The sequence below is a fragment of the Romboutsia faecis genome, assembly GCF_014323405.1.
GTDB lineage: Bacteria > Bacillota > Clostridia > Peptostreptococcales > Peptostreptococcaceae > Romboutsia_E > Romboutsia_E faecis.
On the sequence record NZ_JACRWE010000003.1, the window covers coordinates 37,378 to 62,281 of the forward strand.

Consider the following 24,904-nt stretch of genomic DNA (forward strand, 5'->3'; position numbering starts at 1 on the left):
TTACGTCAGCATTCAATTTAATATGAAGTTGTCATCATATTGCCACCATAATTAATTTTATGGTGGTGTATTTATTATAGCACATCTTCCCAAATATTAACTGCTATTTCCTCTAGTTTATTACTAGATTTTAAATATGTTTGTAATGTTGTTTTTACATTTGCATGTCTTAAGCGACCCTGTATAGCCTTAATAGATGCTTTATTTTCTAGTAATACTTGGCCATGTAAATATCTGAAACTATGAGCTGATACACGTATATTAATTGTATTATAGATCTTTCTACAAATCCATCCAAAGTTTGAATTAGTAATTGGCGACATTTCTGTATTAAGACATACAAATGAGTTATTAGGATTTTTATCAATCATAATTTCCTTATATAACATTAATTCATTAATTAAGGTGTCACCCAGTAATATATCGCCAACTGAAGATGGCGTTTTGCACTCAACTAATAACATCTTACCATCTTTATATAATGATTGATGATGGATATGCATAACTTTATTTTCTATATCAATATCATCCCATTGTAAACCAAAGCATTCACTCTTTCTAACACCTGTGTTGTACATTATTAAAAAAGGAATGTAATAACTAAATCTATAATTTTCCTTTAAGTAGTTTAATATATTTTTAGCATCATCTATTGTTATTCTATTAGTTTTAGGTGGTTTAAATTTATATTTAAGCTTAATATATTTACATGGATTTTCTTTTATTAACTCATATGGAAATACAGCCATATCAAGTGAATATTTTATGACATTAAAAATTCCTTCCATGGTTTTCTTACTTATATCTCTTAAATAATGTTGGTCAAGAAATTCCTTAACTTTAGCAGGAGATATGTCTTTCAAATAATAGCCACCTAAATATGGAATAATATTAGTATCTATAATTCTTTTGTATTCAACTTGTGTTCTATATCTACAATTTAATAAAACATAATTGTCATACCAGTATTTTAGATACTGATCAATACTAAGATTTTTATCATTTATAATTCTACCAGTATTTTTATATTGTATTTGAGCTTCTAATAAGGCTTCTTCACATTCTTTCTTTGTAGTAAACCCACCTTTGCTTTTACGTTTTCTTTTTCCATTTTCATCTTTACCTATATCAAAATAATACTCCCAAGCTTTTCCTCGTTTTCTAATAGGCATTTTATCACCTCCTTTTACGATTATTATAGTACAAATAATTCTAATTATGCAATTTAGAAAATAGTAATAATTTAGACTACAAAATAAATGATAATATTTATTTAATATACTCATAATATAATAAAACCTATTGTAAATCAAAGTTGGATGAATTTGATTGACACAATCATTGAAAATAATTAATTGTATTAATTTAAGAAAAAAGTGATTAGGAGGAAATTTATGTTGCAAAGTGAAAATAAAATGTTAGGAGACATAAATGTAAGAGCGATTTGGAGACTTTATATTAACAATATATGTTATAGAAAAAATGCTTTCTATACGAAGGAAGAAATACAAAATATATGTAAAAAAATAGAAAACCCATACGATAAATTTATAATTTATGGATTATTCAATAATATACCCAATAAGGTGATGCTGAATTTAAAAGAAAAAGACATTCCGAAAGATAGGTCTTATATAGATGTAAAAGGCAGGAGAATTATATTTGATGAATATATGAAGTCCATAATAAGGGAATGTACGGGGGAGGTTTGTAATTATTTTTTAAAGCATTATTACAAATTTAATAACAAATCAGTATACCTTATAAAAAATAAAATAGGAACACCTAATGATGGGTTGAACTCAATGACATTACAAGCTATAGATCGTAAATTGGAGAAAGCTACTAAAAGATTTAGCTATGAAGAATATATTTTTAACAAAGCATCTTTAAGGGTAAGTGGAATTATATATTACATGTATTTAAAAGAAAAAAGTGATTTAGTGGAATGGGATATAGAAAAAGTAACAGAATACCTAGGCGTGAATGGAATAAAATGTGATCCAGAAAAAATATATAGATGTTATCAGATAAAATATAATAACAAGGTAGAACTTGAAGAAAAAACATATAAAATATCAGATCGTATACGCAAGATAAAAGATAAATTTTAAGGTGTTATTTATACCTTATTCAGATACGAATAATCTTTATATAATTAAAAATACATTAGTGGCATAACTATTTAAATATTAATATAGTTTAAATAATGTATGAATAAAATAATACTGAATTAGTTATCAATTTATTTGAATATGAATAACCTTTAAATAAATTTTAAACAACGGGCAGAAAATTCAGCCGGTTGAAAAACGAATTAAGATCAGCATTAAAAGTAACTCACTGTTACTTCTAAGAGGATAGATTAAATACATATACTCTTATTATGCTAACCTAGGTTAAATTTTAACTAACTTATCAAAAGATGTATCTAACTGGATAGGGTATTTCAGTGACAAAGTTGGACAAATGATAAAAACAGTTGATGAAGATGAAAAAATAATCACTCGTATAAATAATACGAGTGCAACTTTTTTAACTGAAGATGGATTAAGATTGTATAAAAATAAAGAAATAAAAGAGATGCTTGAAACCGTTGAAAATACTAAAAACCTACAAATACCACCTAGAGGATTAATATTAATTCCAAAAAGAGCATTGTTAAGAATAGGAATGTTATTAAGAGATTCAGAGGTTGCGAAAGAAGTAAGAAGTAGATTGTTGGATATAATACATGATGTAGAAGTGAATACAGATATAGTTAACTTCCTTCTTAAATTGTTTTGCTATAGGCTTTCTGCTTTGTATTAACACTTCGTATAGCCCATTCTCTGTTAAAAAATATGTTCCCTTTCCCCTGTTTTATTCTCAAAGTAAGTATTGTTTATTTTGACTATTAATATATGATGACGGCAGAAAATTCTGCTCTCCTCTTAAAACTAGTGTTTCCAATATTTTAATTTCATTTTTAGGCTATGTTAGTCATCTTCGTGATAAATATGGCATAAAAACAACCACACCTTAGACTTTTCAATACATTAAATTCTAAGATGTGGTTACTTCTATAACTTACTATAAATTGTTCGTAATATATTAAGATTATTCTTTATTTTCTTTCGTGATATTTTCTATAATATTATCTCTAAAGCAGGTATCTATTAAAGCCCCCAGAAAACCTAAAAGCAAACCAGATACAACACCACTAATGCCTAAACTAACTCTCAAGAAGGTAGTTATTAAGATTGCTAATACATAACCTGCAAAGCTTAAAATGCGTCTATTTGTATTACTTAAATTACCTAAATCTCTTTGCATTGGAATAAATACTCCCCATACCCTGCTGTTTAAGGTATGTAATAAAAAACTAAAAATTAATGCTGACAAAAGTGTAGCTATTATTGATGCTCCCAAACCTTCTATTTTTATCATCTCCTTCTTACACATAATTCATAATTTATAACAATTATTTACTTTAGCTTAAATATATATCTTATTAATTTAATTCCTAAATATCCAAATAGAATTCAGATAAGAATATATATTATTAAATTAGTCCATGAAATGGTGACCACTTTATACCTTCACTTTTGTTACTTATATATTATTTTTCTAATTCGCAATATATTAATATTTTAAATTATAATATATATTTTATTTTTCATTTTTATGTTTTATAATTACAAAAATCCCATATCCAATCACTAAAATAGGTAGTATTATAGCAAATCCTAACTCTGTATTTATATAATCTAATGAGTTTGTAAAACAACTTCCTGTTGCAGTTAATTCAATCATTTGCACAAATTTAAGCCCATATAATTCTAAAGATAGAACAAGCCCTCCTAGAATTATTGCCAAACTTCCCATATTTAATTTATCTTTCATATTTGTTTCCCCTTCTAAATTTATTGTTTGATGTATATTATTTTGCATTATATAACAATTGCAAACTTGATTATATTATACAAAATATTCAATTATTCTCCAATTACAAAATGGTTTCATTAATTTGAATTAAAGTTCCTTATTTTAGATTAACTCAATGAATCTATTTCTAATAGTGGCTCTAGTTACATATGATTTATGTGTAATTAAAAGATTTCCAGTAGTCATTTTATGCGATACTATTTTGACCGCCATGTAATATTGTTACATTCAGCTTTTCATCATCCACATTCTGTAACATCATATTTACATTTCTAGGATCTTTAGATTTATCTTTAAAGGCGTAGTCAATCCATTCTGCTATATCTTTTGCTAAAAGTAAGGGTAAGTATGGATACAAAACTAAATGTAAAGTATGTCAATGCAAGTAAAACAGGAATTTTTGTCTAATATTTCAACAATATAATTGTAAGGGGTATTTGTTTGAACAGTAATTAAATTGGTTTTGTTAAAAATAGGTATGTGAGTGGAAATCAAAATTGTCCTCATTGAAGGATGGTTTTTATCCTGAAATGAAAGGTGAAGCAATCTCAACGGGTTTTGTTGAGTTGTGAACCTAATCTCGCTTTAGTTTTTCTAGTTAAATATTTTAGTTTTTCTAGTTAGGATGTACTTTTTTTCCTAAATACGGAAAAATAAATTCATCAAACAGTAAAAATAGAAACTTTTTTTCCTAAATATGGAAAAATAAATTCATCAAACAGTAAAAATAGAAACTTTTTTTCCTAAATATGGAAAAATAAATTCATCAAATAGTAAAAATAAATATGTCGGTTTATATGCTAGAAATTTACGAATGGTAGGAAAGGATATAGATCAAATTGTAATCAATGCAAGTAAAGCATGTAGAAGAAAGTAAAAGAATTTGAAAAAACATTACAAAATCTATAAAAACTGGGATTTTAACTTGTATAATAATTATGTAAGGGGTATTAAATATAAAGAAAATTAGACGTAAATACGTACTAATTTATACATCATTTTTAAGTGGAATTTCTACCTTCTTAATACCTAAAAACTACTATTTTAATTCGTATAATAATTATGTAAGGGGTATTTAGCAGAGATATTAAATTAATTCAAAGGTTTGATAAAAAAGGAAAGTAAGGACATCAATCCTAATGTAAATCATGTGAAAAACAACGTGTCGTATAAAAACTATCCTTTTTGTCTAATATTTCAACAATATATAGTGAAAGGTGAAAAAACTACTATTTTAACTTGTATAATAATTATGTAAGGGGTATGTAGGTAGTGTTCCAAAACTTCTATTTTTGTCTAATATATCAACAATATAATTGTAAGGGGGTACAATATGAGTAAATTAAATAACAATACATTTGTATTATATAATCCAATTCAAGCCGATAAATTTATACAATTTGGATGCAAAATAGTAAAAATAGATATACATAAAAGAACTAAGAATATAATGTTTGTTTTCTTTAAAGATAGTAAATTTGAAGAAGCGATGTTCAAATGGAATAATAAAAATAGTTAGAAGGGGTGTTGATGTTGAATTTAAAAAAAATGTTGAACGGTAACTCTATTAGAATTGGTAAGGATTATAAAAATTTGAATGGTGGGGAAATAAGAACGTTATTGTATTTACAATGTTTGAGCAATGTTAATAATTATGTAGTATTAACAAATACACATGTTTTGAGAGGTCTTATAGACATGCATGTTAAAACAATTAAGAAGCATCTAATAAGTTTAGAAAGTAAAAATAGAATAAAGATATATGGAGATATAAATAATTATTGTAGTATTGAAATTATTAAAGATGAAACATTTGAAATATATGAAAATATAGAATTTGTATTAGATATGCTAAATGGTTTAAATGATGCAGAACTTAAATTATATTGCATTATGTCATCTCATTTAAATTTTAAAGAAAATAAGAATTATATATATCCTGCACTTGAAACATTAGTTAAAGAGTATTATACAGATGAAGAATTAAATGATAATTTAGAAAACGAGATAAGATATATAAATAGAATTAAAAATAAACTCATTGAAAAGGGATTTATTAAGAAAATAGCAGCATTTTATTTTTATAAAGAGAATAAAGAAAACTTAGGAAAATCAACATTAGGATATTTTTTAAATACTGGAAAACATGATGTACAAAACAATGAGTATATGCAATTTATATATAGTCAAATTGATACTTATAACAATACTCATACAAATAAAATGGATCTGGCAGATATTAAATACTTGAAAAAGTGCAAATATAACTATTTGGATAAATACATTTATAAAGATAAAATAGAGGATAGTGTTGAAACTTCAGAAGTTGTTGAAGAAATAATAGAAGTGAAAACTAGTGAATCGAATAAAGATATATTTGCTTTATTTAAAGACATTATGAATGAAACTCCAAATAAAGCTCTGTTTGATAGAGCATATAATAAGATAAAATCAATTAATAAAAAATATACGGATGATATTATATATCAAACTATTTATGATGATAGAAATTCACTGTATAGTATTTGTGATAATTGTGGGACTAATGCTCATAAAATAAATTCAATATTTAAATTTGTAAAAGATAACATAGATGAAAATATAAAAATGAATGAGAATGTAAGAGAATGCGAGTGCTATACTAAAGATTATAGTGATTCAGAACTTGACTGGTTTGATTATGATAAAATTGATATACCTAAATCAAAAGTACACACTGAGTCAAGAAAAAGACGTAGTTTAAATGATATATTAAATGGCATTGCTGAAAATAAAGTTGAGTCTATGGTTATAATTCCAGATGTGGTTGGGACTATATTTGAAGAAAATTAGATTGAGAGGGGATATTATGTATTATAGTTACAGTGGGAATAGTATTTACTATGATGAGGAAGATCAGTATACAAAAATTGAATATGAAGAACTCGAAACAAGTGAGTATATAAATAATGTTGCTACATATGAGGAAATTGATTGTGAAGGTGAATGGAATGATGATAGGGTATTTATATACAATTATAGCAAAAAAGAGTATGATGATTTAAAAAATAAATATTATAGTTATCATGGTGTAGAAGTTAAAAAAAGACTATTATTCAAACATATGAAATTGAGTAAAAGATATTTTGAACCACGTCAGTTAAATATCAAAGAGTTAACAAAAGAAGAAATAATAAATGAAGTTTGGTATAGGATAGCTAATAAAGATTACTTAGTGGATGCTAAAATTGATGATTTAGATTATTTGTGCATGTCTATAAAAAGTAATATGAATAAAAATGACCTATTATTTATGTGTAATCTTTAATTATATTATATAGGGTAAATAAGTAAGATAACACTTCAGAAATGAGGTGTTATTTTTATGTTCAAAATAAAAAAATTAGGAGGAGTAAGAAATGAATATAAGTTTTATGTTTGAGTTAATTGAAGATATGAGCAAAGAAGAAATAATGAAGGCTATGAAAATATGCGATGAGAAGAGGTTACAAGAAATACTACAACTTAGTGTATGTGAAGACAGAAAAAAGGTTAAAGAAATGTTAGCAAATTATAAACCAACTTCTATTGCATCATTACCAGCAACAGATAATTTAATGGGACTATGTGAGTATTTAAATTTGTGCCATTCGCATAGGGTAAAATTGTTTACATTTGATAATAGTTCAAAGTACATTTTTAATAGTGAAGAAATTAGAAATCCATATTTCGAAGGGAGAGAAACTAATAATGAATTACTTGAAATTGAAGATTAAAGAAAGTAGTTTTACGAATGAGGATCTAATGAATCTTTTAAATTTAAGTAGGAGTACATATTACAGAAAGATTAAAGAAAGTAGTTTTACATTGAAGGAAATAAAGACTATAAGAAGTCTGATTGATATTGAAATAGAAAAAGTTATGGAGGAGATATAAATGGAAGAAAGAGCAATTAAAGCATATAAAAATGGAAAAAAAGATGAATATTACTACCTTGTAGAAAAATTAACTAAAAAAGACATTGAAAATACAGAAATTGCTAGAAAATTATTTGAAAAAGATATTGATAAGCTACTACAAAAATTTCAACAACTATTTGGAAGAGAGTGTGCAAATATAGATGGTGATGCCAGTTTAAGTGCCTGGTTAGATTTAATAGAAGAATAGGATGGTGTAATATGGAGTGTGTTGTCTGTGGTAGATATCAAGATAAGTTAACAAAAGGTATGTGTAGAAAGCATTATCAGCAATGGATTAAGCATAATACAGTATTAGATCATAATTCCAGAACTGTTTTTGATTTGAATGAAATAATACTTCATAACAATTATGCTGAGATGCTAATCTATAATAGATTAGGAGATAAAATTGCTAGTACATATATAGATTTAGATGATGTTGATAAAGTAAAAAAATATAAATGGGGATTAGAAGGTAGGTATATAAAAAATAAAGAAGTTGGTAAATTGCATAGATTCATTATGTCATGTCCAGAAGATAAACTTGTCGATCACATTAACCATAATTCTTTAGATAATCGCAGAAAAAATCTTAGAATATGTACTTATCAACAAAATAATATGAATGTAAGTATTAGTAAAAGAAATAAAAGTGGAGTTGTAGGAGTAAGTTTTCACAAAGCTAGTAAAAAGTGGGCTGCTAGAATAAAATTAAATAAAAAAGATATATGGCTAGGAAGTTTCGAGTTTATAGAAGATGCAATTAAAGCTAGAAGAGAAGCAGAAATTAAATACTTTGGAGAGTACAGAAATAAACACCAGTAAGGTGTTATTTTTATGTTTAAATTTAGGAGGAATTGAGAATGTATAATAATGGATTTAGAGATAGAAAAAGAGCTTTTACAGGGATGAAAACAGTTGAACATATAGCTGATAAGAATGTGAAAATAGAAGGTTACGAATATTACAGATATACAACAACAGTTGATTTGGCTGATAAATTAAACGTTAATTTAGAAAAATTAAATGAAATATGTGAAGAAAATCAGATAGGTAAGAAATTTACCTATTTAGTAGGAACTGAATGTTTAGGATTAGAATATAGCAGACCAATAATATTAGGATCTTCAGTTGATTATTCAAAAGGGAAATTAGCAAAGGATCATACTAAAATAGCATCAGATGTCTATGTTTTAACCTTCAATCAATATTTAAAATTAAAGAAGTTAGTATAATTTTTTGTTTGATATAAAAATATTTAAAATACTACATTATAATATTAATATAAAAATATTACAATTGCAACAAATTTTAAATTTTAGGAGGAGTAAATTTATGGAATTAAGGGATATACAAGAAATGGATAGTTTAGACAAAATATATGAATATATAATTAAGAATAGTTTTGAAGAAAAGTTAAATAAGAATATGTACTGGGACAATAAATTGAGCTACAGTACATATGAAGGGAGCTATTTAAACTTAAAGTATACTAAGACTTTAGATAGCCAATTAGATACGTTGTTCCCAAAGTTAGTAAAGATATATGCCAAAAAATTTGAAGTAGATATAACTAATGATTCTTCATTTTTAGAAGATATTGCATCATTAGTTAGAATCCATGTGTATGACATTTTAAAAATGTACTATACAGGTGAATTAGATGAAGAAATACAACGTGAATTCAAGTTTAAAATAGAAAATAACATAAGCAACTTTAAGAAATTGTTTACTTATGAGAATATAGATAGATTTGTTAGTTTTTTACTTATTAAGTGTACACAAGAGGCTACAAGAAGTACAAATGAAATAAGTAGTTATATTAGAAGAAATAAAGTAAATAACTCATATGAGTATAATATAACTGACTTTAAAAGTTTAGATAGAACTATAAAATTTAGTAGTAGCAGGACAGAAGAGGCTGAGGATATAAGTGTAGAAGAATACTTATACTTAATTAGTGATAATAAAGATAAATTCAATGATGATATAGTAAAGATAAATAATGCTAGAAATATTTATAATTTGCTTAGTACACTAAGTTTTTTACTCACTGATAAGCAAAAGGAATTTGTAAAAATAACTAGCCAGGCTATAGAAAATAATATGATGTTGATTGATGAAGTATTTTCAGTAGATGACTTAAATTATAGTAAAGAGCAAAAGAAACAGTTCAAAAGGATGATAGGTAAAAGATTACTTGAAATTTTAAATAGTTATGAAATAAAAAAGTATGTTAATAGTTATGAATATAAAGATAGTAGAAATAGAAATCAAGTTGGTTATCAGCTAAAGAAAGATGATTTATTTGAACGAAAAATTAAAGAAATATTAGATAGGGACTCAATTCAAGAGTCCTTTTTTTATTTGGTTAAGTTGATAAATAAAGATAATGTTGTAGCTGATAAGTTAATTGAAATAATCACAGATATGGATCAGGTACATATGAAAGCAATATGTAATTTTAATAGAACAAACAAAATTGATAACAAGTATATAACAATTCATTTTGAAAAAATATTAAAGAAATTAAGAGGTAAAATATAGATGGATAATTTTATAAGAATAGTAAAAGAAATATTAGAAAATGAAAGTGAATACGAGAAAGCAGAAAAGCTAATAGAGCTAATGAATGATAAAACAGCTTGTCAAATAGCTTTAGATTCTCTCGAAGGAACAATAGGAAGTCAAAGTATTTATTTGTTGTATAAGTTAACTCAAGATGTCGATATTGATTCTTATATAGATGATTACATAGAGTTAATTGATAATATTACAGATGTATTAATGTGGAGAGTTAAGTATTTAGAAGATAATTATGGAACTTATAAGTCATTGGAAAAAGAAGTGAGTATAGACAATAAATTACTATTAGAAAGTTCAGATATAGATTACTTATACAATAAGTACATAGAGTCACTAGATGATATGAAAAATTATATAGAAGAAGATATCTTGTATTCTAATGATGGTATTTTTTATGGTATAGATAACGAATATAGAAAATTCGATGAGTATAATGGTTATTATGAAAGTGAGTGGGACTAGTATTTATTAGTCCTTTTTTACATTTTTAAAGGTGGTGTTGATTTGGGGATAATAGATATTGAGTATTTATGTAAACTAGATAGATTAAGAGATAGTTATATAGATGGACTAGGAAATAAAAAAATTGTACAAATAGAAAATAAAACGAGGAGAACAAAAGAAGAAACTACTTATAGAACTATTACTATCAATGACAATAGACTTGTCAAAAATGAAGGCATTATTGATTCAATGGTAAGAATGACATTTGAATTTAAAAAAATAAATGATAAAGAACATTCACTAGGAGAGTATCAGGACAAGAGAGTAGTTTTTGGTGCATATCTAAGATATAAGATAGTGAAGAAAAAAGAATCTGCATGGGATACTTATTTCAGAACATGTCAAAAAGTATACTTTAACGAGTTTAAAAATGAAATATGCAAAAATGATTTTGAAGGATATATGGCCGAAGGAGTATTAAAAGGGATAGAATTATTATGTGATCTAGTCGAGGGTAAATTTAATAATAGGATAAGGGAAATATTTGATATAGAAATTAATTCAGTAGAAGATTTTAAAAATGTTTTAAGAGATGAAAATTTAAGTAAAGATATTTGTAATTATTTGATTTCAGCTGTAAAGAATGATGCTAGGGATTTAGCATATTACGGAAAAAATCCTATTTGGTGTACTTATAAAAATAAAAATAGTCAAGAATTAAAATATTTTAGTTATATTTATTTAGATAAACCAGTTAAAAAAGATAGTGATGAAATAGGTTATGATTTTATGGGGTTAACTGAAGAAGAATCTTATGATAAAGAGCTAGATAAAATAGATGAAATAATTGAGGTAAAAGATATTGAAAAAAAGGAAGATGGTATTTATAATTTCATAATACAAAATAAGAACAAAATATTAACTGAAAGACAAATTGAATATATTGAGGACTATATTGATGGAGTAGAAAAAAATAGAATATTCAATTTTGATAAGTTTATAGCATCAAGAATATTAGATTATTTACATAATAATAGAAATTGTTTTAAGAAAAGTTGGGGGTATGTTTATAATGGTGATATATTAAATATATTAGAATGTATATTGACTAAAAATACATTAAAGAGTAGCTATATAGAGTTAATAAATAGTTTAAATAATTGTAATTCTAAAGTTGAAACAATATTATTAGATGGCATACATAGTTTAGACTGTATTCATTACAAGCATATTACAAAAAGTATTACTAAAGATATTTATAGTAAGTATTATATAGATAATTATTTTATTGAAGTGGTTGAAGAACTACAAAGAATATATAATTTTTATTCAAATTCTAATAAAAGTATTTATAATTTTAGTAAATCAGAAAACGAGTTGAAAATGTCTACGTTTAAAAAATGGGTAGATAAAAACATACTTGGTGATAAGTTAGAAAGTAGAGTTTTATCAGTTCAGAATGATAAATCAGAATTGTATTCTAAGGATGAAATAAGTGAAATTTATAATAAAATTTTTAATAGTAATATGAACTACATTAATTTTAAAAAGTACATGAATGAATGTGGATATTACATAAGTAATAAAATAACTATTACAGTAGAAAATAAAAAACTATACTGTTATAAAATTATGAAAATTGAAAATATTTCGGAGTTAAAAAAGCATACTAAGCAAATAAAAAAAACAAATAGTAAGAAATTAGAATTAAAAGTTGATGATAAGATAATTGATGAATTAAGAAGTTTAATAGAAGAAAATTTAGTTAAAGGATTTGTAGTTATGACCAATAATGATATCGGATATATGAAATATGCTACTATTAAAAATTTTTTAATGAACAAACTAAATATAAAAGTATCAAATAGATTAAAGACTGATGATGTAATTATGTTGTGTGAAAAGGCAGGGTATAAGATGCATAATAGAACATCAAAAAAAATAAGTGATAAATCTTATAATATTAGAAAGCTAGAGAGATTACGCTAAGTAGTCTCTTTTTATTTTAAAAATTAGGAGGAGTGAAAAATGAAATTAAGAGGATATCAGGAAGAGTGCATAAATGCAATAAATGAGTTAGAAAAGGGAAGTAAAAAAATAGTAAATATAGCAACAGGTGGAGGAAAGACTGTTATATTTTCACATTTAATAAAGTTAACTAAGGGTAAAGTATTAATACTAGTCGACCAAAAGGAATTACGAGATCAAGCAAAACAAAAGATAATACAAATTTGCGGTTCATCTATTGAAGATGAAATAGGAATAATTCAGTCAGATGTTAACGAAACAGATAAGAGAATAACTATTTGCACAAGGCAAACTTTATCGTATAGATCTTTTAGACGTGTATCATCCATATCTGATAATAAGTTTGATTTAGTAATAATTGATGAAGTACATAGGGGTACTAAACAATTAAAAAAGATATTAGAACATGTTGAAGCAGATAAAATTCTAGGTTTCTCGGGTACTCCATTTAATATTAAAGATTTAAAATTGGTATTTGATGGATTTGTATATGAAAAAGATACACTTGCGTTAATAGAAGAAGGTTATCTGGTGTCACCAAAATGCTTTAGAATATATACTGATATAGATATAAGTAGAGTAAAAACTGTAGGAGGAGAATTTGTAAGTGCTGACTTAGAGAAGTACATAAATGTTAAGAATAGAGATGAACTTATAATAAAAACTTATTTAGACAAGTGTAAAGATAGAAATAAAACTTTAGTATTTGCAAATAGTATTGAACATAGCAACTCATTAGCTGATGCATTCTGTAAGAATGGAGTTAAGGCTAAGAGCGTAACAAGTGCATTAGATACTAAAGAGAGAGCAAGTATATTAAATGATTTTGAAAATGGTGATATTAAAGTTTTAGTAAATGTATCAACAATGACAACAGGAGTTGATATTCCTCAAATAGATTGCCTGATACTTGCAAGACCTACTAAGAGTAAGATATTATTTCATCAATGTGTCGGTAGAGGTTTAAGATTATATGAAGGAAAAGAATCTTGCTTAATACTTGATATAGTCGATAATTACAGTAAACATAACTTATTGAGTTGTAAGAATGTATTTGATTTGGATGATGGATTAACAGTTTCAGAAATGGAAGAGAAACGAAAGTATGAGAAAAAGCAAAAGGAAATACAAGAAGAACAAGAAAGAATTAGAATTGAGCAAGAGTTAAAAATATTAGAAGAAGAAATAAACTTATTCAATATGGATATTAAGAATATATTACAAGTTAGTAATTTAGATTATTATTTTAATAAAATTAATAATAAGGATATAGCAATAATAAGTGCAGATATTGATATAGATTATTACATAGTTAAGAATAATAATGAGTTTGCATTGTACAAGTTGACTAAGAATAAAAACTATAATCATAATTTGGAGTTAGTATGCGAAAATGATAACTTAATGGAACTGGTAGGGTATACGGATAGTCTAGTGTTAGAATATGGAACTAGTTTTGCAAATAAGAAATCGAGTTGGAAGAAAGAAGGAGCAACAGTTAAACAATTGAACATGATAAAGAACAGTATGTATATTAATACCAAGTTTGATGTGCATAAACATTATGCAAAGAAAACTAGTTATTTTCAGCTAAAAGACATAATATAAGTGAGGCAATGAGGACGATTCTAAGAATTTAAAGGTATAAGTAATAGCCGAAGAAAATAGAAGTCCTTATAGGCTAAAATAAAAGGCTAATAATGTTTCATATATGATACTAATTATTATTTTTATATCTTAAAGTGTATATATTATAGTATAGCCGATCTGGTAAATCGGTTATATTGGTGTACGTCTTCTAGATGTGCCATAGATTACTCCTAATTTTATAAAAATAACTAGATATTTCAGATCTAGTTATTTTTAATGTACCTAAACTACAAATAAAAATAACTCCTCCAATTTTATTGTTTATTTGTTATTAAAGTATCTCTATACAAACAGATTCTTTTTTAGGTACATTAAAAAGCGCTAGATTTAAAATTAGAAAGAAGGTGAATGAAGGTGTTACTAACTAAAGAGACTATTAAGATTTTAGAACAAGAACGTAAAAGGATAGTTGAAAAACAAAATGAATTACAAATAAAGGTTCAAGAGTGTCAAGACAGAAAAGAAGCAATAGATGAACTGTTAGGACAAGAGATAGAAGAGTTTATAGAAGATTGTAATGAATTGGCTTCACTATACGAAATAGTAAACAAACAAATATTTGTAAGTATAAATCTAGACAAATACCTAAAAGAACAATATAAATATGAGGAGGAATAAGGGATGAATGAGTATGTTGTACTAAGAAAAGTTAGAAAGATAAGTGATATAGAAGCAATCTGTTTTAAAAATAAAAATGGTAAAGTTAGTAATATATATAATTTTAAATATGCTGAACTTGAAATGGATTTCAATGATTATAATAAGTGCCTTTGGAATAATGGAAAGCTATCATCAGCCAAATTAAAATTATATGGTGATATGAATAAAATGTACGATAAGTTTAATTATATCAATGGAGAAATGTATATTTTAACTAAAGATTATATTTATAAATTTCTTGATGTAGCAAAAGTTGATAATTATGAAAATAATACTGTTTATATTGTAAATGAGATCGATAATATATATATGTATTATGAAGAAAGAGATTTTAAAGATAAGAATAAATTTTGTATAGAAGACTTTGATAGAAAAATAAAGAGACACTTTGATGTTAAAGTATCTGATAGTGATGAGTATGATAACAAATATACACCAATAGAAAAAATAAAACGTATATATGAATCAATATTCAAGTAGGTAAATTTCTTTTGTGTGTCTATTATAGTAATTAATTTCTTAGTAGAAATATATTAAAAAGGTGATAAAGAATGGCAATAAAAAAATTATGTGCTAAATGTGAAAAGATAATAGATATAGGTCACAGATATTGTAAAGAGTGTGAAGATAGCTATAAAGAGATCAAGAAGAAAAACTATAGGAAATATAATAAATATAAAAGAGATAAGAAGAAACAAAAGTTTTATGATTCTAAAGAATGGAGAACTATTTCTAATATAGTCAAGTCAAAAGACTTTGGATTATGTCAGGTCTGTCTAGATAAAAATATAGTCAAGTCAAGTGATATTGTCCATCATATTATTCCATTAGATAAAGATAGAAGTAAAGCATTAGATAAAGATAATCTAATTTGCTTATGTCACAAATGTCATAACAAAATACATAATGATATGAAAGATAATAGCAAAAAGAAGTTAATAGAAGAGAAATTATTTGAATTGATTGAGGGTAGGGGGTAGTCAAAAAGTTTTTGAAGGAGGAACGAACAGCCAGAGGTGGTGTATTCCTATGAAAAAAATGATTTTTGAAAGTAAAAAGTTGAACAATTAAAAGGATGTGATATAATGCCTAGTTCAAATGAATACTATAAGCAATACAGGCGTGGAGAAAGAGATTTAAAAAATGGAAATAGAGATGATTTGATTGAAGATAAGATAGAAATAAAATTCAAAAGTAAAAATATAAATTTGAAGCATTTTAAAGACTACTATAAAGATAAACTTAAAACTAAAGAACAAGAGTATATTTTTAATAACTGTTTAGATTTAATAGAACTTATAAAGAGCAGCAAGCAATGCTTAGAACAAGAAGGTGCTTTCAGTAAAAATTGTACAGGTTCACTTAAAGTTAATCCAGCTCAAAAAGAATTAAGAGAGAATTTAAAAGCATTTACTAATTTACTAAGTGTTTTACATGACTTGTTAGAACCAGTCGAAGTTGAAACTAAGAAAGAAAATAGGTTTAGTAAATTTGTTAAATGATAGAGTAACACAATATGCTTTAGATGTATTAGAGGATAAGGTTGTTACTGGTTTATATGTAAAATTAGCATGTAAAAGACATTTAGATGATTTAGAAAAATCTAAAACAGAAGGCTTTGAATATTACTTTGATGTAGATAAAGCAAATGATATTTTAGATTATGCAGAATCGCTGATAATTGCTGAAGGTGATGAAGAAATTAGAGTAAAATTACATGGATTTCAAGTATTTATACTTGGATCACTGAATGGTTGGGTAAGCAAAAAAGGAAAATTTAGGAGATTTAGAAATAGTTATGTTCAGCTGGGACGACAAAATGGAAAATCTTTTTTAAACGGAATTATAGGAACATACTTTGGTAATTTCGATAGTTACAAGTATGGGCAAATTTACTGCACAGCTACAAAAATGGATCAAGCTAAGATTGTCTTGAAAGAAATGATTAAATTTATAAATGCGGATGAAGATTTATCTAAGCTATTTAAAATAAAAGAGTATGAAGGAAAGATTGAATGTAAGTTAACAAATTCAGTCATAAAAGCACTAGGAAAAGATACTAAATCAATTGATGGTTTTAGACCTTATGTTGGAATAGTGGACGAACTACATGCTCACAAAGATAATCAAATGATCAAGCAACTTGAGGGTGGTACTAGAAAATTAAAGCAATGTTTAATTAGTGCGATAACTACAGCCGGATTTAACACTAATTCATATTGTCATGAGTTATATGAATATTGTTGTGATGTACTTCAAGGACTTTATACGAATGATTCACAGTTTATTTACATAGCTCAAATGGATAAAGAGGATGATGTTTGGGATAGTAGAAACTGGATTAAAGCAAATCCTTTGGTTTGTAGTGATGAAGATGATTTGAAGAACTTAGAACAAGTTGGTGATAAAGCTAAAAATATAGGTGGTCATGATTTAAAAGACTTTATGGTTAAGGCTTTAAATATATGGACACAGTTTAGTGAAAATCAATACATAGAAAGAGAAGATTTAAAGAAATGTTTTACAGACAAAACCTTAGAAGACTTTAAAGGACAAAAGTGTAATATAGGATTAGATTTAAGTAGTGGTGGAGATTTAACATCTTTAGCACTTATTTTTGTGTTTAAAGAAAATGATGATAAAAAATATTTTATTCATTCTCATTCATTTATGCCTGAGAAGCGTTTATATGAACATATAAAATCAGATAAAGCTCCATATGATATGTGGGTAAAAGAAGGTTTATTAACTATTACAAATACAAATGGTGGTATAAGAAATGATTATAATTTCATACTATCTTATTTAAAAGAACTTATTGAAGAGTATGAATTACATGTTCAGCAAATTGGATATGACCAACGAAATGCAGATATGTTCTTATATGATTTAAATGAGTTAGGGCATGATACAGTAGAAATATATCAATCACATAGTAAATTAAATGATCCAACTGAAGATTTAAGACTAGAGATTAAATCAGGTAATGTATTATTTAATAAAAAAAATGATTTGCTAAAATGGTCATTTATTAATGCTAAAACAGTAAGTAATAACAATGGAGAAATTAAGATTGATAAAGATACAAGCAAAGAACGTATAGATCCGATAGATTCGGTTATAAATGCTTATAAGTTAGCATTCAAAAATGAATCGTTATTAGATTATAGCAAGATGATGGATGATTACTTTAATATTATGAATTGGTAAGGGGGTGAGAATTTGAAATTAATAGATAAATTTAAAAATAAATTTAATAAGCAATATAAAAATGAACTATCAGAGCAGGAACTGGAAATAATGAGAATGTTGGGTATTAGTCCAGACATATCGGGAGATATAAAAGGAGAAATTACATATTTTACTTGTCTAAGAGTTTTGAGTGAAACATTAGGTAAATTACCATTGAAGTTATACCAAGAAACAGAAAATGGCACAGTAAAAGCTAAGAATAATACATACAATATCATTAAATTAAGACCTAATCCTTACATAAACCCAACTATGTTTTGGTCAACTGTAGAAAGAAATCGAAATCACTTTGGAAATGCATATGTATATTGCAATTGGATGGGGACTCAATTAAAAGATTTATGGATTCTGCAAAGTGATCATGTAAGAATAATGATTGATAATAAAGGCTACTTTGGAAATAAAGATGCTATTTATTATATCTATAATGATCCAAAAACTTGTAAAGAGTATATATTTCATCAAGATAATATACTACATTTTAAAACCAGTCATACTTTTAATGGTATTGTAGGAATTGCAGTACAAGATATATTACGTAATAGTATAGATGGTGGTTTAGAGAGCCAGAACTTTATGAATAATCTTTATAAAACTGGATTAACAGGTAAAGCTATACTTCAATTTTCAGATGAAATGTCTCAAGCACAAATTCAAAAGTTTTTGTCAAAACTAAATGAATATGCTTCGGGAGCAAATAATGCAGGGAAAGTCATGCCAATACCATATGGGATGAAATTAACTCCGTTGGATATTAAATTAACAGATAGTCAGTTTTTTGAGTTGAAAAAATATAATGCTCTTCAAATAGCATCAGCATTTGGGATCCAACCAAACTTCTTGAATAACTATGATAAATCAAGTTACAGTAATTCAGAGTCACAACAATTAAGTTTTCTTATTAACACGATGCAATTTATACTGAAACAGTATGAAGAAGAGATTACTTATAAACTTCTTAGTAGGGAACAAATAAATCAAGGTTATTATTTTAAGTTTAATGAAGGAGCTTTATTAAGAGCAGATAGTCAGACACAAAAAGATACCCTTTGTGGTTATGTAAACAATGGTATTTATACACCTAATGAAGCTAGATTGTTATTGAATATGCCAACTAAAGAAGGTGGAGATATTCTAATGTGCAATGGGAATTATATTCCTATAACCGAAGTTGGTAACCAGTATGAGAAAGGAGGTGTTATAAATGAATAAATTTAAAATAGTTAATAGTACAGATAGTGCAGACTTATATATATATGATGCAATAGGAGATTGGTTTGATGAAGTTTCAGCAAAACAATTTAAAGCAGAGATTGATGAGATAGAAGGTAAATTACTTAATTTACATATATCTTCGCCTGGAGGTTCTGTATTTGAAGGCAATACAATAGCTAATTTAATAAAATCAAGAAAAGGTACTACCGTTTGTTTTATCGAAGGATTATGTGCCAGTATAGCGACTCAGATAGCCTTATCATGTGATGAAGTTAAGATGTATAAAAATAGTCTTTTTATGATACATAGAGCTATGTGTGGTTGTGTTGGTAATGCTAAAGATTTTAATAAACAAGCTAATGATTTAATGATAATAGATAATGTACTGGCTCAGACTTATGTAGATAAAACAGGTTTAGATATGGAAACTATACTAAATTACATGGATGAAGAAACTTGGTTCGATTCAACGCAATGTAAAGAGTTAGGTTTTATAGATGAAATAATAGAAGAATCTCAAATGGTAGCCAAATTTGACTTAGATAGTGTTGAAAACTTTAAACATATACCAAAAGAGTTAATTGACATGACAAATAGTAATAATAAAAATTTGAAATTTGAAAATGAAAAAGAGCAATTGTTACTAGAACTAGATTTAATCTAAGTTCTTTTTTTATGCTCGAAAATAAATTAAGGATGGTGCAATTATGAATAAAGAATTAAGAGAATTATTAGGACAAATAAACAATATGAAAACTAATGCTAAGAAATTAGTCAACGATGGAAAGTTAGAAGAGGCTAAAGCTATGAAAAATGATATAGCAGAATTACAAGCAAAATTTGATTTATTACAAGATTTAGAAATAGAAAAAATGGAAGGAATAGATAATATGATAGAATTTGAGAATAGAACAGAAAAAGTTAGTGACATAGTAGCATTTAATAAAGCCGTGTTGGGAAAAAAATTAACTGAGGCTGAAAATGCATTAGTTGAGAAAGCAGATGAAGATGGTGGATACTTAGTACCCAAGGAACAAAGAACTCAAATAGAAGAATTAAAGAGAAAATTAATACCTTTAAAACAATTCTGTAACGTAATACCAGTTGGTACACTATCAGGTTCAATGCCTTTAGAAGTTGATGCTAACGATGAATTAATTAATTTTGAAGAAATGACTGAAATAGGACAATCAACTATAAAATTCGGCAATGTACAATGGAAATTATCTGATTATGGAAATATAATACCTATATCTAACACATTATTACAAGATGAAAAAGCTAACTTAACAAACTATATAGGTCATAGATTTGCTAAGAATGCAGTTAAAACTGAAAATAAAAAGATATTAGAAATATTAGCTACAGCCACTAAAGTGCCTGGAACAGGTGAAGCTGGTGGATATAAAGCTATACAAAAGGCTCTTAATGTTCATTTAGATCCTGAAATTGCAGCTAATTCTATAATTATAACAAATCAAGATGGATATGATTATCTAGATGAATTAACTGATGGGAATAGAAGGCCTTTATTAACAGATTCATTAACAGTTCCAGGGACAAAAGAGTTTAAAGGTAAAAGAATAGTTGTACTATCTAATGCACATTTAGCATCTCCAGAAGGTAAATTAACTTTCTATGTGGGGGATATATCTGAAGCAGTAGCTTTCTTTGATAGAGAATCTTACGAAATGGCAGTTTCTAAAGAAGCAGGATTTACAAAAAATGCTACCTTAATAAGAATTGTAGAAAGATTTGATGTTAAATCAGTAGATACTAAAGCCGTTGTAAATGTTGAAATAGATTATACTCCCAGTGTCTAAGATACTTCAAATAAAGAATATATCATTAGAAGAAGTATCAGTGTCAAAAACTGAACCGGTTAAAAAAACTAGAAAAAAAAGAAGTAGGAAGGTGGATTAATATCTGCCTTCTTTTAATTAGGTGGTGATTAATTTGTTTAAATGCAAATGTGGGGAATACTTCATGCCTAATACAGGTGATGGACAAGAAAGAGGTATGCATGGAATTTTTCATAGCGCACTACATATAAATTCTGAAGGTACTTGTGCCATAGATAATTATTTAATTGACTGTGTGAGTGTCAAAAAACATTTAAATATAGAAGAGGACTTTCATACAGACGATGAAATTATCAATGGATACTGTATTGCAGCATTAGAATATGTACAAGATTATACAGGTATATCAGAAATTGATTTTGGAAATGAAGTTGATGGTGTAAAAAATTATAGTTTAGGGTTAGCAGTTTTATTATTAGCAGGTCATTTTTATGAACAAAGACAAGTTTATATTGATAGTAATAGTGATATAAACTTTACACTAAAATCAATTCTTACTATGAAAAAGGAGAATTGGATATGATGAATCCATCGGAATTAAGAGATAAGGTAACTATAATAAAAAAAGAATTAGTTTATGATAAAAACCATGGTGTAGAAGAAATGAAAGATATTATCATAATAAAAGGATTAAGAGCAAAAAAGAAAACTGTATCAACTAAAGACTATATGAGAGCTAATGCAGATAATACTAAAGTTACTTATAAATTTATAGTTAGAAAAAGGGATATCGATGAGTCTATGTATCTTATATATAAAGATAAACAATATGAGATTAAACATGTTCATGAATTTGAAGACCATATGTATTTAGAATTGGCTGTAGAGGAGGTCAATTAGTGTGGGATTTGAAATAGATTTTAGTGAGTTAATAGATAAACTTGATGAAATAGAGCGTAAACTTAAAACTGAGGTAATTGATAATGCATTAGAAAAAGGTGCAGATGTCATACTAAAAGCTCAAAAAGAAGCTGTACCAGTGGATACAGGAAACTTACAAGACTCATTGGATAAAGGAGATAAAACAGGATCAGGTACAAATAGAAAAATAACTATTGGTATTCAAAATACAGACGATGAATCTATCAGATATGGCTACTATCAAGAGTATGGAACTTCAGATATGGTCGGTAAGAAGTGGATGAAAAAAGCCTGGAATAAATCGGTTAGTGAAGCAAATAAAGCGATAGGTGAAAGTTTAGCTAAAGACCTATTTGAGTAGGTGATAAGGATGAATAAAAAAATAATTGATATAATGGGAAGTCTTGGTATAGAGGCTTATTATCATAAGACATTAAGTCCAAAAGATAAGTATGTAATATTTACTTTTTATGACGAAGAGGATACAGATGTGTTTGATAATAATAGTTTATCGACGATATATTATATTAGTTTAAATTTTTGGTGTAAGAATATTGAAAATTTAGATTTATATAAAGATATTAAAAAGAAATTTAAAGAAAATAATTTCATATTTAATGGATGTAAAGATGTATTTGATGAAAATTACTTCGGTAAAAATATGGATTTTATATTCAAGGAAATGAATTCAATTTAAGAATTCTTTTTTTATGAAAAAATTAAAGAAGGAATGGTGAAAATTAATGGCAGGGAAAAATTATAAACAAAAAATTATTTTTGGTATGGATTCTATACATGTTGCTACAGTAGATACTGACGGTACGTTTGGAACTCCAGTTGAAATACTAGGTGCAAAAGCATGTGAGTGCAGTTTTGAAAGTTCTGAGAAATTTGAATATGCTGATAACAAGGTTGTTGACTCAGATAAAAGAGTTACAAAAGGCTCAGGTAAGCTATCAGTCATAGGACTTACTATGGAAGAAAAAGCATTACTTTCTGGAGTAGAAGTGATGAGCGGTGGAGTTGCGATAGGTGCCACAACAAATGCCCCTAATTTAGCTTTAATGTTTGCACAAAATAAAAGGGACGGAGGAAAAATATTGAATGTGATATATAGTTGTCAATTCTCAATACCTAGTATTCAAGCTGTATCGACTGAGGAAGAAAGAGAAGCACAAATAGTTGAACTAGACTTTACTTGTTTACCAGACATAAATGACCAATTATTTATGTATCAAGTAGATACAACGGATTCAACAGCTGATAGCACAATGGTTAGTAAATGGTTTACAGAGGTGCAAAAACCAAAGCCTACAGCAGGGGTTTAATTTTATATAGAGGCCTAGTTTTAGGTCTCTATTTTTTTTACTTAAAATAAGCGAGGTGTAAAAATGAATCTTTCACATAAAATTATCTATGGACTATCTGATATTTATGTATGTCCACAAAATGGAACTCCAGTTAAGTTGGATGGAGCAATAGATGTAAATATAAAAGTTAGTAGAAATAGCATTTACATAAAGAAAAATGGAGATAAGTCAGAGAGAATTGACACTTCAGTTGATGCCTCTGGTACGTTGTCTTTACTTTCTTTAGATTTTAATGCTAGATCATTAATATTGGGACATCAAATAATTAACAATGGTTTAGCAGTAACTTTAGGGACTCCACCAAGGGTTGCATTGATGTTTAGTAGAGAAAAGGCAAATGGACATAAATTATATCATGTCTTTTACAATGTACAGTTTAAAGAAGATAGTTTAAAGGCCAGAACATTTGAAGGAAGTAGAGAAAAGGATATAGTAAGTATAGACTTTGATGTATTTAGAGATAAAGATAAAGATTTAATTTACTATGTTATAGATACAGAAACAGCTAGTAAATCTTTAATAGATAACTGGTTTAGTAAAGTCACATATCCTGAGGGGCTATAACAATGTTAGAAGGTACAATTGGAATACAAATAGATAAGTCTATCTATAAAATGAGACTAGACATGGGTTGCTTGAAGAATATGAAATACATATTTGAAAAGCACACAGTTGAAGAAATAATAGAAGGTGCATTCGATGGTGATAAAGATTTAGTGTATCAATTTTTAATACAAGCAATTTTAAGGTGTAATGATGATATAGACATAGATATGTTAACTAATCAAATAACATCAATAGATTTAAATTTGGCTAAAACTTATGTATGTTACTTAATATCAATATCATTTCCAAAAAATCAACAAAAAGAAGAATCTGAGTTAGCTAGATTTAGACGTTTAAAAAGTAGCTTAAACAGAGAGGACTGGAATTTTTCAGATATGGAATACATGTGGCATACTATATTAAAAAGAACAAATGACTTTAATTGTATATTACCTTTAAGTTATTTTAGTCAAATAGAGTCGCATAAAAAATTTAATAACATTAACAATGGAGATGAAAACACTGAGATTGTTAATGGTACAGAATACTTTTAAGAAAGTTGGTG

The 24,904-nt window shown here is 26.6% G+C and carries 32 protein-coding genes; 28 read left to right on the forward strand and 4 right to left on the reverse strand.

The window, feature by feature from the left end:
* Positions 1-74 precede the first annotated feature (74 nt).
* On the reverse strand, positions 75-1,172 hold the full coding sequence (locus H8923_RS06575) for a site-specific integrase (RefSeq protein ID WP_172976766.1): 1,098 nt from the start codon (positions 1,170-1,172) through the stop codon (positions 75-77).
* 222 nt (positions 1,173-1,394) lie between these two features.
* On the opposite strand from H8923_RS06575, the gene H8923_RS06580 reads away from it, so the two are divergent.
* On the forward strand, positions 1,395-2,114 hold the full coding sequence (locus tag H8923_RS06580; protein WP_147541211.1) for a hypothetical protein: 720 nt from the start codon (positions 1,395-1,397) through the stop codon (positions 2,112-2,114).
* 574 nt (positions 2,115-2,688) lie between these two features.
* Here H8923_RS06580 and H8923_RS17815 read toward each other — a convergent pair.
* From H8923_RS17815 to H8923_RS06595, 3 genes are all read right to left on the reverse strand, one after another.
* Positions 2,689-2,814: a hypothetical protein gene (locus H8923_RS17815; RefSeq protein WP_408639061.1), complete on the reverse strand. Its 126-nt coding sequence runs from the start codon at positions 2,812-2,814 to the stop codon at positions 2,689-2,691.
* A gap of 285 nt (positions 2,815-3,099) precedes the next feature.
* Positions 3,100-3,429 carry a hypothetical protein gene (locus tag H8923_RS06590; protein WP_187127878.1) on the reverse strand — a complete coding sequence of 110 codons (330 nt, stop codon included), beginning with the start codon at positions 3,427-3,429 and terminating at the stop codon, positions 3,100-3,102.
* Between the two features lie 222 nt (positions 3,430-3,651).
* Positions 3,652-3,885, reverse strand: a complete 234-nt coding sequence (locus tag H8923_RS06595; protein ID WP_153973081.1) for a hypothetical protein — start codon at positions 3,883-3,885, stop codon at positions 3,652-3,654.
* Between the two features lie 1,375 nt (positions 3,886-5,260).
* Here H8923_RS06595 and H8923_RS06600 point away from each other — a divergent pair.
* The 27 genes from H8923_RS06600 to H8923_RS06730 all read left to right on the forward strand — a co-directional run bounded on the left by H8923_RS06600 (position 5,261) and on the right by H8923_RS06730 (position 24,893).
* Positions 5,261-5,446: a hypothetical protein gene (locus H8923_RS06600; protein WP_153973080.1), complete on the forward strand. Its 186-nt coding sequence runs from the start codon at positions 5,261-5,263 to the stop codon at positions 5,444-5,446.
* Between the two features lie 11 nt (positions 5,447-5,457).
* Positions 5,458-6,759 carry a hypothetical protein gene (locus H8923_RS06605; RefSeq protein WP_172976765.1) on the forward strand — a complete coding sequence of 434 codons (1,302 nt, stop codon included), beginning with the start codon at positions 5,458-5,460 and terminating at the stop codon, positions 6,757-6,759.
* A gap of 16 nt (positions 6,760-6,775) precedes the next feature.
* A complete protein-coding gene (locus H8923_RS06610; protein WP_153973078.1) occupies positions 6,776-7,234 on the forward strand; it encodes a hypothetical protein in 459 nt (152 codons plus the stop codon).
* A gap of 91 nt (positions 7,235-7,325) precedes the next feature.
* A complete protein-coding gene (locus H8923_RS06615; RefSeq protein WP_153973077.1) occupies positions 7,326-7,682 on the forward strand; it encodes a hypothetical protein in 357 nt (118 codons plus the stop codon).
* Positions 7,657-7,842 carry a hypothetical protein gene (locus H8923_RS06620; protein WP_153973076.1) on the forward strand — a complete coding sequence of 62 codons (186 nt, stop codon included), beginning with the start codon at positions 7,657-7,659 and terminating at the stop codon, positions 7,840-7,842. Before H8923_RS06615 ends, H8923_RS06620 begins: the two co-directional genes overlap by 26 nt.
* Positions 7,843-8,073 (forward strand): hypothetical protein, encoded by a 231-nt coding sequence (locus H8923_RS06625; RefSeq protein WP_153973075.1) that lies wholly within the window; start codon positions 7,843-7,845, stop codon positions 8,071-8,073.
* 11 nt (positions 8,074-8,084) lie between these two features.
* Positions 8,085-8,690: an HNH endonuclease gene (locus H8923_RS06630; RefSeq protein WP_153973074.1), complete on the forward strand. Its 606-nt coding sequence runs from the start codon at positions 8,085-8,087 to the stop codon at positions 8,688-8,690.
* Between the two features lie 38 nt (positions 8,691-8,728).
* Positions 8,729-9,100, forward strand: a complete 372-nt coding sequence (locus H8923_RS06635) for a hypothetical protein (RefSeq protein WP_153973073.1) — start codon at positions 8,729-8,731, stop codon at positions 9,098-9,100.
* Positions 9,101-9,200: 100 nt separating this feature from the next.
* The gene (locus H8923_RS06640; protein WP_153973072.1) at positions 9,201-10,412 is read left to right on the forward strand and encodes a hypothetical protein; all 1,212 of its coding nucleotides are present in this window, start codon (positions 9,201-9,203) and stop codon (positions 10,410-10,412) included.
* Complete coding sequence (locus tag H8923_RS06645) at positions 10,413-10,913, forward strand: hypothetical protein (RefSeq protein ID WP_153973071.1); 501 nt, start codon at positions 10,413-10,415, stop codon at positions 10,911-10,913.
* A gap of 42 nt (positions 10,914-10,955) precedes the next feature.
* Complete coding sequence (locus H8923_RS06650) at positions 10,956-12,884, forward strand: hypothetical protein (RefSeq protein ID WP_153973070.1); 1,929 nt, start codon at positions 10,956-10,958, stop codon at positions 12,882-12,884.
* 39 nt (positions 12,885-12,923) lie between these two features.
* Positions 12,924-14,531, forward strand: coding sequence for a DEAD/DEAH box helicase (locus tag H8923_RS06655; RefSeq protein ID WP_153973069.1), 1,608 nt, complete (start codon positions 12,924-12,926; stop codon positions 14,529-14,531).
* Between the two features lie 396 nt (positions 14,532-14,927).
* Positions 14,928-15,191 (forward strand): hypothetical protein, encoded by a 264-nt coding sequence (locus H8923_RS06660; RefSeq protein WP_153973068.1) that lies wholly within the window; start codon positions 14,928-14,930, stop codon positions 15,189-15,191.
* A gap of 3 nt (positions 15,192-15,194) precedes the next feature.
* A complete protein-coding gene (locus H8923_RS06665) occupies positions 15,195-15,713 on the forward strand; it encodes a hypothetical protein (protein ID WP_153973067.1) in 519 nt (172 codons plus the stop codon).
* Positions 15,714-15,784: 71 nt separating this feature from the next.
* On the forward strand, positions 15,785-16,213 hold the full coding sequence (locus H8923_RS06670) for an HNH endonuclease (RefSeq protein ID WP_153973066.1): 429 nt from the start codon (positions 15,785-15,787) through the stop codon (positions 16,211-16,213).
* Between the two features lie 105 nt (positions 16,214-16,318).
* Positions 16,319-16,735, forward strand: coding sequence for a hypothetical protein (locus H8923_RS06675; protein ID WP_153973065.1), 417 nt, complete (start codon positions 16,319-16,321; stop codon positions 16,733-16,735).
* On the forward strand, positions 16,725-18,443 hold the full coding sequence (locus H8923_RS06680) for a terminase large subunit (protein ID WP_153973064.1): 1,719 nt from the start codon (positions 16,725-16,727) through the stop codon (positions 18,441-18,443). Before H8923_RS06675 ends, H8923_RS06680 begins: the two co-directional genes overlap by 11 nt.
* A gap of 12 nt (positions 18,444-18,455) precedes the next feature.
* Positions 18,456-19,697 (forward strand): phage portal protein, encoded by a 1,242-nt coding sequence (locus H8923_RS06685; RefSeq protein ID WP_243140001.1) that lies wholly within the window; start codon positions 18,456-18,458, stop codon positions 19,695-19,697.
* Entirely contained in the window at positions 19,690-20,364 is a 675-nt protein-coding gene (locus H8923_RS06690; protein ID WP_153973063.1) for a head maturation protease, ClpP-related, read from the forward strand. Before H8923_RS06685 ends, H8923_RS06690 begins: the two co-directional genes overlap by 8 nt.
* 43 nt (positions 20,365-20,407) lie before the next feature.
* Positions 20,408-21,523 carry a phage major capsid protein gene (locus H8923_RS06695; protein WP_153973062.1) on the forward strand — a complete coding sequence of 372 codons (1,116 nt, stop codon included), beginning with the start codon at positions 20,408-20,410 and terminating at the stop codon, positions 21,521-21,523.
* 133 nt (positions 21,524-21,656) lie between these two features.
* Positions 21,657-22,085: a head-tail connector protein gene (locus H8923_RS06700; RefSeq protein ID WP_153973061.1), complete on the forward strand. Its 429-nt coding sequence runs from the start codon at positions 21,657-21,659 to the stop codon at positions 22,083-22,085.
* Positions 22,082-22,402, forward strand: a complete 321-nt coding sequence (locus H8923_RS06705) for a phage head closure protein (protein ID WP_153973060.1) — start codon at positions 22,082-22,084, stop codon at positions 22,400-22,402. Before H8923_RS06700 ends, H8923_RS06705 begins: the two co-directional genes overlap by 4 nt.
* Position 22,403: 1 nt before the next feature.
* Positions 22,404-22,784 carry an HK97-gp10 family putative phage morphogenesis protein gene (locus H8923_RS06710; RefSeq protein ID WP_187127879.1) on the forward strand — a complete coding sequence of 127 codons (381 nt, stop codon included), beginning with the start codon at positions 22,404-22,406 and terminating at the stop codon, positions 22,782-22,784.
* 9 nt (positions 22,785-22,793) lie between these two features.
* Positions 22,794-23,120 (forward strand): hypothetical protein, encoded by a 327-nt coding sequence (locus tag H8923_RS06715; RefSeq protein ID WP_187127880.1) that lies wholly within the window; start codon positions 22,794-22,796, stop codon positions 23,118-23,120.
* Positions 23,121-23,166: 46 nt separating this feature from the next.
* On the forward strand, positions 23,167-23,751 hold the full coding sequence (locus H8923_RS06720; protein WP_153973165.1) for a major tail protein: 585 nt from the start codon (positions 23,167-23,169) through the stop codon (positions 23,749-23,751).
* A 63-nt stretch (positions 23,752-23,814) separates the two neighbouring features.
* Positions 23,815-24,357, forward strand: a complete 543-nt coding sequence (locus H8923_RS06725) for a major tail protein (RefSeq protein ID WP_153973164.1) — start codon at positions 23,815-23,817, stop codon at positions 24,355-24,357.
* A 2-nt stretch (positions 24,358-24,359) separates the two neighbouring features.
* Positions 24,360-24,893, forward strand: coding sequence for a hypothetical protein (locus tag H8923_RS06730; RefSeq protein ID WP_153973163.1), 534 nt, complete (start codon positions 24,360-24,362; stop codon positions 24,891-24,893).
* Positions 24,894-24,904 lie beyond the last annotated feature (11 nt).